The organism is Magnetospirillum sp. ME-1, assembly GCF_002105535.1.
Taxonomy (GTDB): domain Bacteria; phylum Pseudomonadota; class Alphaproteobacteria; order Rhodospirillales; family Magnetospirillaceae; genus Phaeospirillum.
Map to the genome: position 1 here is coordinate 455092 of NZ_CP015848.1, position 15384 is coordinate 470475.

Here is a 15384-nt window from a genome sequence, read left to right on the forward strand (position 1 = left end):
TCCCGCTCACTTCATCACACCGCCTGACCGGAGATAAGTTTTGAAAAATCCATGGTCTGGTGTATGATTTGAGTGTTTGAAAAGACAGATCGATTGCTTGTGATGGGAAACGTACACCACCTACAACATCTCGGCCAGGGAGCCGGCGACTGGAACGCCTGGCGCCAGCAGGAGCCCGATGTACGACCGGACCTGACCAACGCCAATCTGCGTGGGGCCAATCTCGCCGGGATGGATTTGTCCGGATCGCTGTTGTCGCTGGCAAATCTGCGCAAGGCCGTTCTGTCCGGCGCGAATCTCCGTGATTGCAACCTCCCCCGGGCCTGCCTGGAAGACGCCGATCTGTCGGGCGCCAAGCTTCAGGGCGCCAATCTGGCCGGCGCGACCTTGCTGCGCGCCAACTTCTCCGGCGCCAATATGCGCATGGCCAATCTGGCTGGCGCCAATCTGGCTGGCAAGATGGATCTGTCCGGAGTCGATCTGACCGGCGCCAATCTGGCCGGCGCCAAGCTGATGGGGGCCAATTTCTCCGGCGCCACCTTGGCCGGCGCCAATCTGGCGGGCGCCGACGCCCGCAATGCCAATTTCACCGGCGCGGATCTGACCGATGCCGTGACCGCCGGCGCCCTCCTCGACGGCGCCAACATGTCCGGCGCGGTCATTCGCCGGACCGCAGGCCGCCCCCAGACCATCGTCGCGGATCTGGAGCCCGAGCCCGAACAGCCTCTGCCCCGCACCGTTTCCGAACGCCCGCAGCCCGTTTCGGTCGAGACCTTCGAGGCCGAGGGATTCGAAGCCCCCCCCGTTTCGGTCGAGGCGCCTTCGAACGAGATCGAACCGGTCTTCGAGACCCAACCGGAATGGGACAATTCGGCCCAGCCGGAATTGGCCGAGCCGGAGCAAGAATCCGAGCCGGAACCCATCGACACGCTGGTGGATGTACCTGCGGATATTGAGCCCGAACCCGAGCCCGAGCCGGAACTGGCCGCCGTCGAGGAGATGGCGGAAGACGACGATTCTGCCTTCGACGCGCCCCCCATGGCGACAGCCGCTCCGATCCCGCTTGCCGAATCGCAAATTTCAGATCTTTTGGCCGATTCCGTGCAGGACGAGGCCCTCTCGCGTTTACCTGTTCCGGTCGATGACGCCGTTGACGAGGAACCGCAAGACAGCCCCTTCTATACCTACGAAACCAAGGAATTGGCCATTCTCGCCCTGTATCTCGATCAGGTGAGCCGGAAGACCAAGGCCGAGAAGGCCATGCTGCTGGATCTACTGGTCCAGTATAACCGCAATTTCCTCGGACAAGATGTCAGCGTCCCCATGACCACCAGCGGCAACGCCATTCTGGTCGGTTTCGGCGACCCCACCAACGCCCTGCGCTGCGGCGGCCTGTACATCAGCATGCTGCGCGACATGCAGGTCGAGTCCTATGTGGCGATCAATTGGAGCATGGCAACCGTCCGGGTCGATTCCGAAGGAAGCGAGAGCGACGAGTTGATCGCCAATTCCATTTCGCCGTCGGCTCGTCTGATGCCGGTGGGGGTCGTGGGCGAGGTTCTGGTCTTGGAAGAGCTGTATTCCAATCCCCTGACCCAGCGCGACCTCTTCACCTTCGAGCGTGTCGCCCGGAAATGGAAAGCCGCCAACGACACCCATGGCGAAGGCATCGACGTTATCTGCTACAGCGTTCGCAGCAAGCAGCCCCCGTATCCCTGAGTCCCCCCCCCCGGTCAAGCCACCTCCGTGCCCCTTGCCCGCACGGGTGGGGCATGTATCGTGGGGATTGAACGGAACCGCTATGGCGGTATCGGTGTGTGATGTGACGTCGAAGGCTCCCATCTGACAGGGCTGGTTTCCCGACCACCCGACAGACAGGAGGCCCACGATGGCCGAGATGAGCCCCCTGCGTCGCCGCACGATCCTTATCGAAATTCATAAACGGATGGGATGCCTTTATAGCAATCGGTTAGCATTCATTTATTCATTCAGTATGCTCATCAGGCCGCGTTCACCATCCATTCAATCTGGAAGAGGCGTCGGAGATGACGGGTGACCTACGTAAACGATGTGTTTTTGACGGTCAGCGGCTATACCGAATCCGAATTGTCACAGCAGTCTGAAAATCTTAGCCGCGAGGTTGATGGCTTTATCGCCCGAATTGGCGGGCGGTAAGCGATAGAGTCCATGGAGATTTTGCTGAATGACAGAAGAATGCCAGATCGCTGGATGGTCAGACGCTTTCTCTGTCGGGAATGCTGCGATTGACAGCGATCACAAGGCATTCTTTGAAATTGCCAATTTACTCAAGGGCGTCATTTTCGAGGCAGCAGAAAGCAAATTCGTAATCGAAAGTGCTTTGGCTATGCTCGAAGAATATGTCGCAGGGCACTTTCTCCGTGAAGAAAAGGCCATGGCTAAAATTGGTTTTCAACACTTTGACGATCATCGTGCAAAGCACTTTGCCTTCAATCGAAAAGTTAATGAGGTGATCAGGCTATATCGTGGCGGAAGTTTGTCAGTTGCGGAGAAACTGCACGACCTTGTACTTAAGTGGCTTGCAAGTCACATTATGAATGAAGACATGAAGTTTAAGTCATTGTTGACTGATGACGACGTTGATCAGAGGCCGCTTGCGTATCTTGCTCTCGACGCTCTTGAGAATGAAGAGCCTGAAAAAGTAGCCGTTCCTAATGCCATTGTGCATGCCAAAGTTAAATTAGATTACTCTAAAATAACGGCATTAATTTGCGAGCCAAGCAGCACAATTCGATCTGGAATACGGTTTACACTAAATGAAATTGGAATCACAAATATAGAGGAGTCGAATAATTTTATTGCCATTGATGAATCATGCAAAAATGGCGGCTTCCAGATTGTTGTCATGGATGCTGTGCTTGATGGGAATGACTCGGCGTATTTCATTCGCCAAATCAGATCTTTGCAGACAAATAGCGATCCATTCGTATTGACGGTTCTTCTCCTTTCATCAAGAGATGAAGTGGCGGTTCGTAGTGCCATGTCGTCAGGAACAGATTCCGTGCTTCTTATTCCATTCTCATCAGGCCAATTACGAGATCAGATTGTTGGTCATGTAGAAAGGCGGATGCCATTTATCGTCACCCAAGATTATATTGGTCCTGAACGCCGAAATGAAAGTCGTCCTGGTTGTGCCTCGGCCCCACAAATCATAGTCCCTAATCCGGTCGAGGCGTTAGGGCGAGGCATTCCGATGGAGCAGTACGAATCCAAAAAAAATGAAGCCATTCAAGTTATCGTAAATTATCGGCTGAAAAGTCTTGCTGGAGCCATAATTTTTGAATGTAACTCTTTGGCGGCTGGCATGCGTGACGGATTAGCTACAAATGAAAGCACTTTTCGAAGCTTAACAAAGCTTGAAAATATTGCTGATGAGTTGGCGGAGAAAATTCGAAAATTCTCCGGAGCGAAATCCTATTCTGTTGAAACCTTCCGTGATAGATGTCGGGAATTGAAGGGTGGGGTGGACAAAATCACCTACGCTGATGTGGAGGAACTTTCAGTATCTGGCAAGAAGGTATCGGAAAGCTATATGTCACGCTGAATCGGGGGCCAGTCTCGGCATTGCTCTTTATCCAGATGACTCAACCGAGTCTATAGATTTGATTGATAAGGCGGATAGGGCGATGTACTTGGCAAAACGAACCGGTGGGGTGTGCCTCTTTCCAGACATTTTGTGGGAAATTGAGAACTCTTGAGGAGGCAAATCGACGGCACATTACGCCCCACCCAATTTGGCTGAATTCGGCATTTGTTCGCTGAAAGTGGGAAATGTGCGACGGTCTTCGATATGCTTCGCCCCGGAAGCCGGTATCGTGACTTCCCTCGCCGCTGCACCGCAAAAGATCGTTGCTGCGTTAATTGTTATTTAACCCGGACTCATTCGGAGGTATTGTTTTTTTACGCCATTAGTATGGCGGTGCCCCGTGTAAGGCGGGGAAGGAGTCCGAGATGTGCGACACCTTAGCCGAAGCCCCCATGGCGATCAGGGAGGCCGTAATTCCGATCCTGTATGAGATGGAATTTCCCAACATGATGGCCTGTTACGGCTACTTGCTGGAACGCGGTACGAATCGCGGTGTGTTAACAGGCATTCGGCAATGGATAAACGAGAAATGCCATTTCTGTGATGTCTGTGGCCGACTGGAGAATCCGCCAAGTTAGGTGCTTGGCAGCGATCACCCGACTAAATCATGAACAGGCTATCAAGGGCCTTGAACAGGTCATCCGCGAAGTTCGGGCCTTTGAAAATGACGGGAACCTTCTTCGGCAACAGCGTCAACACATCTGCGTCCCGATCCAGGCTGGTAATGACAGCGACTGCAATGTTGCGGGTTGAGGGCATGGCCGACAAGCCTATCGCGAAATCAATTCCATCCAATCCCGGCATGACTGCCGAGATGACGATGAGGTCTGGTTTCGCCTGAACCACCATTGACAACGCCAAGACGGTATCGGGGACCACTGAGGTTCTGTAGCCACATTGGCGAAGTTCACGTTCAACGAAATGCGACTGTGCCCCATGGGGAGCAACCAGCATCACTTCGATGCGTCTGATCTCGATTTCATCCAGTGTTGAAGCAAGTTTTTGTGGGAGCCGGGAGAAATCGGGCTGGATTTCTGTGCCGCGACTACCAACCTGTTTAGATAACTCATCGATATAGGTTTCAAGATCGATCCAGATTCGCGGAGGCAGCGTTTCAGGGGCGTCCGCAAGATATTCGTCGAGCTTGTGGGCAATCGTACAGAGGGCATTCAAACCAAATCCTGCCGCCTGTCCACGCAGATACAGGGCGAGCCGCCGAAAGCTTCCAATCAATTCCGAGCGGGTGATACGGCCATGGCTGCCGTTATCCAGAACGAATTCAAGGGCACGGAGCCGCTCCATTGCATCATCGAAAAATTCGTCTCGAATTTCATCGAAAACCGCGAACTGATCGTGTCCACTTCCTCGGCTCATTGTGCCCCCAATTTCACTATGTCTACGGCTTGTCGCCGCTCAGAACCCTATCGATATTCACAAACAGATGCGATACCTTTATGACAGTCGTTTACCATTCATTTATCCATTCAGTATGCCCATGAAGCCGTGTTCACAATCCATTCAATCTGGGAGAGGTGTCGGAGATGGCGGGTGACCGTAAAACTCCATCAGGCCGTGAGCGAACTTTTGCTCATGACGAACTGATCGTCAGTAAGACCGATCCCAAAGGAAGGCTGACCTACGTCAACGACGTGTTTTTGACAGTCAGCGGCTATGCCGAATCCGAGGTGATGGGGAAACCACATTCGGTCATACGGCACCCCGAAATGCCACGATGCGTCTTCAAACTGCTTTGGGACACCATAGCCGATGGTCGGGAGATATTCGCCTATGTGAACAACATGGCGAAGAATGGTGACAACTACTGGGTATTCGCCCATGTCACCCCGAACTTCGACGCGGCCGGTCAGATCATCGGATATCACTCCAATCGACGGGTGCCCGAGAAGGCCGCATTGGAGACGATCAAGCCGCTTTACTGTTCGCTGATGGAAGAAGAACGCCGCCATCAGGATTCAAAGGTTGGTCTTGAACGATCATGGAAAATGTTGAACGACGCCGTAGCAACGGCGGGATTCGATAGCTATGACCGTTTCATCTTCACCATTACGCCAGAAAATTGATCAGAGGCAGCCACATGGAAACGACCCTCGGCTCATATGCCCGAACCTTATCCCTTGGGATGCTGGTTCCTTCGGCGATCTGCTTACTGGCGGGAACATTCGGGCTGCTTGGTGGTTCGAGCATCGCCCTTTGGGTCGTGATCGCGGTATCCCTGCTTGGCGTTGTCGGAGGCGTCAAGATCGGTGGTTCTGCTCGACGAATGGCAGGTGATCTGTCCACTGCGATCCACGTGCTCAGCCGGTCCGCCAGTGGTGATCTCAACGCTCGGATTCTGGACGTTCGAGGCAGCGATGGCATTGGAGCCTTGCAACACAGCATCAACCGTTTGCTGGACCTCGCTGAAGCCTTTGGAAAAGAGGCGTTTGCCGCCGTCGAGTCCGCCAATCATGGTCGGTATTACCGCCGGATCATCACCACGGGTTTGCGTGGCGATTTCGTTCTGTACGCCAAGACCATCAATCAAGCTTTGAAGCGAATGGAAGCCAGAGACGCAGAGTTCATCGCCTTTGCCAACAATCAGGTAAAGCCGGTCGTGAACGCCGTGGCTGCCGCAGCGACAGAATTGGAAGCATCTTCGGGGGCCATGTCGGCACAGTCCACCGACACCAGCCACCAAGCCATGACGGTTGCCGCAGCGGCAGAACAAGCCTCGGTCAACGTCCAGGCCGTGGCCTCTGCCGTGGAGGAGTTCTCCGCCTCCATTAAGGAGATCAGTGCCCAGGTCCACCGTGCTGCCGCCGTAGCCTCCGAAGCAGCCGGTGTCGCGTCTCGTACCGATACGACGGTCCATGGCCTCAATGAGGCCGCCGAACGAATTGGTGCCATTGTCAGCTTGATCAATGACATTGCCGCCCAAACCAATCTTCTGGCTCTCAATGCCACAATCGAAGCGGCTCGTGCCGGTGATGCCGGGAAGGGCTTTGCCGTGGTGGCGAATGAGGTCAAAAACTTAGCGAACCAAACGGCCAGAGCAACCGAAGACATCACCTCCCAGGTGGCACATATCCAGCAGGTCGCCGCCGAAGCTATCCAGGCGATTGATGAAATCACTCGAACCGTATCCCAGATCGAGGAAACATCCTCCGCCGTGGCCGGTGCCGTGGAAGAGCAAAATGCGGTCACCTTGGAAATCGCACGTAATGTCGCGGAAGCTGCAACCGGAACGTCCGCAGTATCCTCAGCGATCATCACGGTTCAAGCGACTGCCGCTGAAGCTACCGAATCCGCTGGTCAGGTTGCTGATGCTGCATCAGAATTGTCACGGCAGTCTGAAAATCTTAGCCGCGAGGTTGATGGCTTTATCGCCCGAATTGGCGGGCGGTAAACGATTTTGGTTTTCAATGTGAATGGGTATTTCTATGCCAAGTGAACAAGCCAATGAACCGGGTATAGCCGTAAATAGATCGAACATTTCAATTTTTGAATTTTCACCAGAAATGTCTGTTGGAAATGAAACAATTGATGCAGATCACAAGGCATTCTTCGAGCTTGCAAAATTACTACACGGTACCTTGAGTGGCGGCGAACGAGGCGTGATCGTATTAAGCTCATTGGCGATTCTTGAAGAGTATGTCGATGGTCATTTCCTTCGCGAAGAAAAAGCTATGCGTAAGGTCAGTTATTCGAATTTTGCTGAACATCGCCTCAAGCACAATCAATTCCGTGCCCGGATCAAGGCGATTTCAGAGGTTTTCCAGCAAGGCATTACATCCGCAGCCGATGACCTTCCGCCCTTGGTTGTCCACTGGCTACGCAGCCACATTGCAAATGAAGACCAGAGATATAAACGTTGGATAAATAATTCCGCTGTTGATAATCGCCCGCTGGTCTATCTGGCGATGGAAGCCGAGCATGAAACCTAAAAGTAAAGGAAATGTGGATGCTTGAGCTAACCGACGACCTTCGCATCGGGCACCCCATCATTGATGCTGATCATCAACGTCTTATAGACATTATTAATGAATTCAACGACCACTCGGCGTCGCTAAACAATGAAAAGTTGATGCATGAAACTCTTAAGGCATTGCTTTCTTATGGCCGGGAGCATTTTGCCAGGGAAGAGAAGATTCAGCGGGAGTGCATGTATCCCTACCACAATATGCATTTTCATGAGCACAAGGCCCTGTTGGAGCAGGTTCAGGACATTGCCAGGACATATTTTATCGCAAAAACACGGCCACTTAATGAGCGATCGATTTCGGAATTAAACGAGTTTCTAAAGACTTGGCTTATTGGACATGTGAAAAAGTTTGATACAAATTTGCGGGAGTGGGTGGCCCCTTCAAATGAATGCCTGGAACCTGACGGTGAGCAGAAATTGTTCCGCCTGCCGTGTTCGGACGTGGCGGCACTCGTAATTGATGACGATGCAACAAGCAGAACATTGTTGGTTAAGTTGTTATCTGTGATGGGGGCTTCCGTCGTGCTTGAGGCGTCCAATGCAATTGAAGGGCTTCAATTGGCATTCAGTGATCCTGTCCCGGATATCATAATAACGGACCTGAATATGGAGCCAATGGACGGATTTTCCGTTGTTGCCGCGGTTAGAGCAAGTCAGAAAGAATATATTTCTTGTATTCCAGTTATTATATTTTCAGCTACGGATGACAACGATCTAATGGCAAAGTCGATGGCTATTGGTGCAACAGGGGCATTTAAGAAGCCATTTAATCCAAGAGATTTATCGAAGTTCTTGTTCCATGTTCTAAAAAAGCGGCCCGATAAATCGTAGCTGGACGCCGCATATGGCAATCGTAGCCTCGTCCTCATTTGACGTTAATGCACTCGTCGCCATCGAAAATGCCGCGACAAGAAAGCTTATTGTTTCTGTGATGCGTGAGTGTGGCTTTGTCGTTCAGGAAGAAACAAAAGACATTAGTCACACGATGCTGCACCTTGAGCATGGAAACGCATCAAACATAAATATCATCCTGTGCGATAAGCTTGGTGGAACTGGGCATCTAAAGGTTTTGAAGCATGTCCGCTGGGGAGAAGGGCCCCCCCCTCAATCCCTTCCCGTAATCGCCCTGGATAACCAGTGGACCGCCGATGAGCTAATCGCGGCAAGAGACGGGGGCATATCCGCTTCGCTCACCCTACCCATAACCCGACATTCGCTTCAAATGGCGATCACGGCTGCAATGACTACGCAGAAGGCTTTTATTTCTTCTCCGGCCTTCCATGGGCCGGACAGACGCTCGGCGATTATGAAGGGCTACAAAGGGCCGTTTAGACGGGCGGATGATACCCTGACCCGCCGTCAAGAAGGCTCCCCTGTGATTGCTCCTTCCGCAGATCAGCGGCAGGTCAAGCCGCGAGGTAAGCCCCGAGAGGCAATAGCCCCTTCATCTTCGGTCGATATGAAGGCTGAAATTGGTTGGTCTACGGCGATTGCCACTGGCCGGGACGACATCGATGATCAACACCGCAAAATTATCGATTTCCTGAAAATACTCGGGGCAACTTCAAGTGCGGAGTATGAAAATAAGGCCGTCGATGACGTCATCGATGGGCTTTCAGATTATGTGAAAATGCATTTTAAGCACGAAGAGTCTCTCATGGACTCCTTTGATTATGATGAAAGAGATAAGCACAAACGTATTCATGCGGGCTTCGTTGAGAAGCTTGACGGAATCAATCGCGATGACCTTCATAATGGCAGCGGAAGTGAGAAACTATTCTTTATAATATATAATTGGCTTGTCACGCATATTGTTAGCATTGACCGCATCATGATCGCCAAGATGAATGGCGAATATGATGATGGCATTGGCAGCGAGACTGTACACAAGCAAACTGGCATCGTGATAGAAAATGCGTATGAGTTAGCGGCAAGAATTATGAACGTCAACCTCCAGACAAGCTCAACGACAGATGATAGTCATAAAAAAAGGATACTGTATGATATTTCGACATCAACAGAGAGATTGATTAACCTTATGGAGCTTGCGGATTCTCGTGTACAGGTGAGCGGATGCTCTAATTTTCAGCTTAAACGACTGGGCGAGATACGGCATGCACTGACGAAAAGTGCGGATTCTCTGGCCGTGACGGCTGCAAAAAAAATTGTACGGCTTTGCAGTGATATTTTGTCCGGCAAGCAGGGCATTCCCCTTGGGATCGGGGATATCTTGCGGCGACAAATGGGCCGGGTGGCAAGCTTGGCTGCGGTAATCGGTGGATTGGACGCTATGAGTTCCACCGCAAAATCAGCAGCCATCGAGGCAAATGAGTTGGCCGGGAAAATCTTGGAAATGGAACTCGGATCAGCCGCGTCTTTGCAGGACTTTGATATTGTCGAAAAATAGCGAAACAGCAACGCCAGCCTTCGAGATGCCCTAATTACCCTTTGGGCAAACCCAGTCTCTGTAGTTCATGTCAAACTTCATAATATGATTAAACAGCCACATTCTTAAAAATTCGCTCATTTCGTTAAGTGATTGACGGTTGACCTTCCTCGACTTCGTGATGAAATAGGCTGATGCCATTTCCTCAAGCTGAGTCTTCAAAACGCGATGTTCTCTGGCGTGCATGTCGAAATATGGATACATGCACTCTCTTTGTATTTTTTCTTCTCTCTCAAAGTGCTCATGTGTGTAGGCGATTAGCTGCTTCAGCGTCACATGCATCGCAGCTTCATTCTGCCCATTAACCTCCCCCTCTAATGTTTCGCATATTTTCGCAGTTACCAAGAATTGATTTATTATGCTGATGAGCTTCTTATGATCGGCGTCAATAATCGGGTGTCCGATCATCATATCTTGCGTGAGCTTGAGCATATCGTCCTCGCTGCCGATCAAGCCGACATTCGCTGCGGTGTTCTATGCCCTACAGTCTTTTCGATCACTTCCCTTTTTAAAGGGGAAGCTACGCCAGCACCTTCTGAGGTGTTTTGGTCAGGGCTTCAGCAATTCCGGCGGAAAGTGAGCGAAGTGAGACGGGTTTCTTGACAAAAACGGTGACGCCCGCATCCAAAGCCGTTCTCTCGCATTCATCTTCTGTCCTGGCCGTAACCATGACGATTGGAACATCGGCATTAAAGCCATCAAGCCCGCCTGAACGGATCAGCTTGGTGCAGGCTATGCCGTCAAGCATGGGCATCATCCAGTCGAGGAAAACGATATCCGTGCTGCCATCAGTCAATTCGCCGTCTTCAAGGCTGACGATGTTGGCGGCACCGAATGCGAGCGTACCATCCTCCACTTCGATGACATCGAGGCAATGAAAGGAACCCAGAGCGATTCTGATCAGTTCCCGCATCGGCTTAGCGTCATCAACGACCAAGGCCCTTCTGATTCGTGGAAACATGGTTTTCTCACTTTCATCTTGGTTACGTTATACCAATCTGCGCTGACCGGAACCGATCATCGCAGAGCCCTCAAACGGCGGGCGGGCGCGAGCGCCCCAATCTTGCAGTCGCAGGGCCTTCCCCGCGCCGTAAGGCGCGCGCCCCCTTCCTTGGGCCTTATGTACGCCCTCCGCCTGAGCGTGGCCCTCCGGCCGCTTTGGCCGCTCGCTCAATGCTCGCCCGAGCATCGCGTCTCACATTTGAGGCACGACGCTCTAATTTGCGGCCATCAATCGGCACTTACCAATGAGTACCACGTGCCCCAGAACAACAGCCAAGATATTCCATTATTGCTATTGAATGACTTCAATTGGCAGGGGGACGCCCCTTACTTGTTTCCGAGAATCTTTCCCATGGACACCAGGGTGAAGGGCCAGAGACGGACCAGCGGCACGACCGGCTTCAAACGCCCCTGCCGCGACCTTCTTCCCTGATTTCCACGCCACGTCTCAGGTTCAGGTCCAACTTGGCGAATTCAGATTCGACGATGGCGTGGCGGACCTCTGGTGGACCGGCCAGTCTTCTTGGCTTCCTTGGCAGGCTTGGGGGCGGTTGCGGGCTTGGAAGCCTTACGTGGCGGCATGACTATCCCTTCCCTGTTCATCAGGTGGCTGATTTGGGCTTCCGGTTCGTCCGGGAATAGCCCAGCCCAACAGCTTTCGCAAACTCCGATCTGCGTGCGGCGTATTCCGGGGCGACGAGAGGGTAATCCCTGGGCAAAGCCCACTTGGCCCGGTACTCGTCGGCAGTCAGCCCATGCCCAGTCGTGAGGTGTCGCTTAAGCATCTTTTGCCGATCACCACATTCCAAACAGACAATGTAATCGGGGGTCACCGACCGCTTCACCGAAACGGCAGGTTGCTGCCGTTCAGCCGGTGCTGAAGCAGGGTTGTCCGTAGCGGCTAAAGTCGAATAAACGGACTTGATCAGGGTTGGGTTTCAGTGGCCGCCAAGGTGCTGCTGCTCAGGTAGGCGGCCACAATCTTAGTGGTCAGAGCCTTGATGTCATCGGCCATTGATGGTGTCCTTGAGGCTCTTTCCGGCGGTGAATTTGGCAGACTTGCTGGCCGCGATGGTGAGGGTCTTGCCAGTCTGCGGATTCCTGCCTTCACGTGCAGGACGGGCAGAAACCGAGAAAGTTCCGAAGCCAACCAGACGCACATCATCACCGGACTTCATGGCGGTGGTGATGGCTTCAAATACGGCGTCGATAGCACTTCCCGCGTCGGCCTTGGTCATGTTGGCACCATCGGCGACGGCATTGATCAATTCAGACTTGTTCATGTGCTCCCCCCTACAAAAAGCATGGCTATAACGAATGGCACGACGAATAGGCATCGTCAACCAAACGGTTTTACTCAGGTGTCAGCAAGGTAAACAGGAAAGTCGAGCCGCCTGAAGGTGATTGCTCAACCCAAATCTCGCCGCTATGCGTTCCCAAATCTACACCGGCAGTGTGAACCTGAAGGTGGCTCCATGCCCAGGTTCTGACTCCACCCAAATTTGCCCACCATGCTGCGTGATGATCCGCTTGCAGATCGCAAGTCCAACGCCACTTCCTGGATATTGATTTCCAGCATGGAGCCGCCGGAAAATCTCAAAAATATCCTGGGAGGTGTCTGCAATGCCGATGCCATTGTCGCGGACAGCAATCTGCCATTTGCCGTCTTTCTGCTCAGCTTCAATGGATATTACAGGCTTACGGTCAGGATGGCGGAACTTGACAGCGTTGCCGATCAGGTTCTGAAACACCTGCATCAATTGGACATCATCGCCGATCACCTCGGGAAGCTGGCCCACAGTGATTTCCGCGTGATTCTGGGCAATGACCTCTCTGAGATTATCCTGTGCCGCTGAACATGCAGCCGTCAGTGAGATGCGGGAGAACGAGACACCTTTTGCCGAAACTCTGGAAAATGCCAAAAGGTCGTTGATCAGCAGCCCCATCCGCTTTGCTGCACCTACGACGAATTCAAAATTTTCTCGGTCTTCCGGTGGAAGCTTGTCGCCCAGATGGCGATCCAGCAATTGTGCAAAAGAGACGATGGTTCTCAGTGGCTCTTGGAGGTCATGAGATGCGACATAGGCAAAGCGTTCCAATTCCGTATTGGATGCCATCAAGCGTTCGACCAGTTCTTTCTGCTCGGCTTCGTGCTGACGATGACTTGCCTCCAGGTCCATTCGGTCCAAGGCAAATGAAATTTCATCGGTCATCTCCGTCAGAAGTTCGATGAGGTCGTCAGTAAAGAATTCCGGAACATCTGAGTAAAGTGACAATGTACCAATAGTTTTTCCCTGATTTTTTAGTGGAAATGCGGCCGATGAATTAAAATTAAAGAACGCCGCTCTCTTCTGCCAAGGTGCTGTTATCTGGGTTCCAAAGAAATTTTCAGCAACGCGGTGCTCGCCAGCACGAATGCATTGTCCTGATGGCCCTTGCCCATAAGGACTATCAGCATCAGCGGACACTTTCAGGCCATCTAAATAGGCAATCCCCTCACCAGCCCAAGCTACTGGAACTATTGCTCGGCTCGCGTCATCGACCACGCCAATCCACGCCATGCGAAAATGCCCGAAATCCACCGAGATTCGAACGATGGCATCAAAGAGTTCCTGGCGGCTTTTGCTGCGAATGATGGCCTTGTTGGTTTGGCTCAAAGCCGCATAAATATCCGTCAAGTGAGCAATCTTAACTGTGGCCTCCTTGTGCGAACTCATATCTCGACCGACATTTCCCATATGGGCGGCGTATTCGCCCCTGACTGACGTCAGAATAGCCAAATTCCGGCCCAACCGGAAGGCGTGATGGCGCGGTGATAGCCGCCACCGCAGCAAAATCGCCACCTTGACCGCCAGGGTCGGCTCCTGCGGCGCGATTCCAGCCCATTTTGCAACGTAGCGGGCGCATTTCGCCTGCCTTCCGCCCCGTGCCGTCTCTCCCAGTCGTCAGCATGGCGCTGGCTCTCTTGGTCGCAGAGCGTCGATCATGTCGAGGATGCGCCGGAACAGGTCGCGCGGCACAGTGACCTCGGCCATCTGGAAGATGGCGTAGCGGGCGTGGGCGATCACCTTCGCGCCGATCTTGACCACCTTTTCGCGGATGGTGGTCAGTGACCAGCTTTCCATTTCGTCCGGCAGGGCCAGGGTGCGCAGGAAGTTGGACAGGTTGTAGGCCAGCGCGTGAAGCTGGAGCCGGACGGCGTTGGCCTTCATGGTGCGACAGGACAGGCGGGTCCACTTCACCGCATTCTTGCCCTCCTTGATGTACTGCTCCGCCGTGCCACGCTGGTTGTAGAAGGCGACGACACGAGGGGCCGGGCGGGTCAGGTTGGTGACGATGAAGCCGACGCGGAGATACAGTTCGCCGGGATGCCATTCGACCTTGGCGACCACGCGGCGTTTCCGGTTCCATGACTTGGCCTGATAGCTGAAGCTGGCGTAGAACCGCTGGACATGCTTGGGTGGACGACCGACCGGACGCTTGAGCAGATGGGCGACGTGGCCCTGGAGGACCGCGTTGGCTTTGAGGCGGATAGTGTACTTGTAGCCCTCGGCCTCCAGGTAGTCGTACAGGTCGGGCAGGGCGAAGGCCGCATCGCCCCGGAAGAATCGCCGCTTGGTCCTGTCCCGATACCGCCCCACCACCGGCTCCAGCACCGAGCGCCAGTCGTCGGCGCTGTGGACGTTGCCGGAGCGAAGGGCGCAGCGTTCGAGGTCGCCGAACTGGTTGAAGACGAACAGCGGGTGGTAGCAGGTGCAGCCGAAGTGGCCGTTGTAGGCGGTGCCCTCCTGCTCGCCGTGGGTGGGACTGACGCTGCTGTCCATGTCCAGCACCACCACATCGGTCGGGCGGCGGGCATGAACGGCGTCGATCCATTGCCCCGAAAGGTCGGCCAGGGCGGTGAGGTTGGCCTTGCCGGTCAGCACCTCGATCTCGAACCGCCCCATCTGGCTGGTGGACGCGGCTTCCTTGGTCACTGCCCGACCGCCGACGATCCAGCGCATCGCCGGATCATGGCCGAGGCGGTCGGCGTCGTTGACATCTTCGTACCCGGCAAGCCGACCGAACACTGACTGCCGGAACTGGGCGATCATGGTGTGGCGGTGGTTCTTGCCGGTCCTGCTGTCGGCCAGCACCTGCCCGGCCATCTCGGTCAAACCGAGGGCATCATCGAGTTCACGGAAGGCGAGCAACCCGGCGTCGGACGTGACCTTGGAACCGTGGAATTCCAGCTTCAGACGGCGGTCGAAGGCGACCCGAAGATCAGCCGATTCCGCTTCACCCGCCGCCATCTCCATATCCAGCCACTCCATCAGCCGACAATACGTT

16 protein-coding genes are annotated in these 15384 nt (G+C 53.6%); 9 read left to right on the plus strand and 7 right to left on the minus strand.

What is annotated here, in order from left to right; all coding sequences use genetic code 11:
* Window positions 1-102 precede the first annotated feature (102 nt).
* The 4 genes from WV31_RS01970 to WV31_RS21340 all read left to right on the plus strand — a co-directional run bounded on the left by WV31_RS01970 (window position 103) and on the right by WV31_RS21340 (window position 3737).
* On the plus strand, window positions 103-1719 hold the full coding sequence (locus WV31_RS01970; RefSeq protein ID WP_085372074.1) for a pentapeptide repeat-containing protein: 1617 nt from the start codon (window positions 103-105) through the stop codon (window positions 1717-1719).
* A gap of 333 nt (window positions 1720-2052) precedes the next feature.
* Complete coding sequence (locus WV31_RS22630; RefSeq protein WP_257788786.1) at window positions 2053-2175, plus strand: hypothetical protein; 123 nt, start codon at window positions 2053-2055, stop codon at window positions 2173-2175.
* Window positions 2176-2203: 28 nt separating this feature from the next.
* Window positions 2204-3583: a bacteriohemerythrin gene (locus WV31_RS01975; protein WP_085372075.1), complete on the plus strand. Its 1380-nt coding sequence runs from the start codon at window positions 2204-2206 to the stop codon at window positions 3581-3583.
* On the plus strand, window positions 3525-3737 hold the full coding sequence (locus WV31_RS21340) for a diguanylate cyclase domain-containing protein (protein ID WP_145980707.1): 213 nt from the start codon (window positions 3525-3527) through the stop codon (window positions 3735-3737). Before WV31_RS01975 ends, WV31_RS21340 begins: the two co-directional genes overlap by 59 nt.
* A 488-nt stretch (window positions 3738-4225) precedes the next feature.
* Here WV31_RS21340 and WV31_RS01985 read toward each other — a convergent pair whose 3' ends face one another.
* Window positions 4226-4999, minus strand: a complete 774-nt coding sequence (locus WV31_RS01985; protein WP_085372076.1) for an Hpt domain-containing protein — start codon at window positions 4997-4999, stop codon at window positions 4226-4228.
* Window positions 5000-5166: 167 nt separating this feature from the next.
* Between WV31_RS01985 and WV31_RS01990 the strand changes: the two genes are divergently transcribed.
* From WV31_RS01990 to WV31_RS02010, 5 genes are read left to right on the plus strand one after another with little or no spacing between them, the layout of a single operon-like run.
* Window positions 5167-5706: a PAS domain-containing protein gene (locus tag WV31_RS01990; RefSeq protein WP_085372077.1), complete on the plus strand. Its 540-nt coding sequence runs from the start codon at window positions 5167-5169 to the stop codon at window positions 5704-5706.
* Between the two features lie 14 nt (window positions 5707-5720).
* A complete protein-coding gene (locus WV31_RS01995) occupies window positions 5721-7031 on the plus strand; it encodes a methyl-accepting chemotaxis protein (protein WP_085372078.1) in 1311 nt (436 codons plus the stop codon).
* 22 nt (window positions 7032-7053) lie between these two features.
* On the plus strand, window positions 7054-7569 hold the full coding sequence (locus tag WV31_RS02000) for a bacteriohemerythrin (RefSeq protein ID WP_237051447.1): 516 nt from the start codon (window positions 7054-7056) through the stop codon (window positions 7567-7569).
* Window positions 7570-7586: 17 nt separating this feature from the next.
* Window positions 7587-8438: a bacteriohemerythrin gene (locus WV31_RS02005; RefSeq protein WP_068433437.1), complete on the plus strand. Its 852-nt coding sequence runs from the start codon at window positions 7587-7589 to the stop codon at window positions 8436-8438.
* Window positions 8439-8451: 13 nt separating this feature from the next.
* Window positions 8452-10014 (plus strand): hemerythrin family protein, encoded by a 1563-nt coding sequence (locus WV31_RS02010; RefSeq protein ID WP_237051448.1) that lies wholly within the window; start codon window positions 8452-8454, stop codon window positions 10012-10014.
* A 30-nt stretch (window positions 10015-10044) separates the two neighbouring features.
* Here WV31_RS02010 and WV31_RS02015 read toward each other — a convergent pair whose 3' ends face one another.
* The 6 genes from WV31_RS02015 to WV31_RS02045 all read right to left on the minus strand — a co-directional run bounded on the left by WV31_RS02015 (window position 10045) and on the right by WV31_RS02045 (window position 15353).
* Window positions 10045-10506, minus strand: a complete 462-nt coding sequence (locus tag WV31_RS02015; RefSeq protein ID WP_085372080.1) for a bacteriohemerythrin — start codon at window positions 10504-10506, stop codon at window positions 10045-10047.
* 67 nt (window positions 10507-10573) lie between these two features.
* Window positions 10574-11014, minus strand: coding sequence for a response regulator (locus tag WV31_RS02020; protein WP_008622032.1), 441 nt, complete (start codon window positions 11012-11014; stop codon window positions 10574-10576).
* Window positions 11015-11657: 643 nt separating this feature from the next.
* Window positions 11658-11984 carry a MucR family transcriptional regulator gene (locus WV31_RS02030; RefSeq protein ID WP_442915564.1) on the minus strand — a complete coding sequence of 109 codons (327 nt, stop codon included), beginning with the start codon at window positions 11982-11984 and terminating at the stop codon, window positions 11658-11660.
* A gap of 75 nt (window positions 11985-12059) precedes the next feature.
* The gene (locus tag WV31_RS02035) at window positions 12060-12338 is read right to left on the minus strand and encodes an HU family DNA-binding protein (protein ID WP_085372081.1); all 279 of its coding nucleotides are present in this window, start codon (window positions 12336-12338) and stop codon (window positions 12060-12062) included.
* Window positions 12339-12497: 159 nt separating this feature from the next.
* A complete protein-coding gene (locus WV31_RS02040) occupies window positions 12498-13772 on the minus strand; it encodes an ATP-binding protein (protein ID WP_237051449.1) in 1275 nt (424 codons plus the stop codon).
* 228 nt (window positions 13773-14000) lie between these two features.
* Entirely contained in the window at window positions 14001-15353 is a 1353-nt protein-coding gene (locus tag WV31_RS02045) for an IS1380 family transposase (RefSeq protein ID WP_085372082.1), read from the minus strand.
* Window positions 15354-15384: the final 31 nt, after the last annotated feature.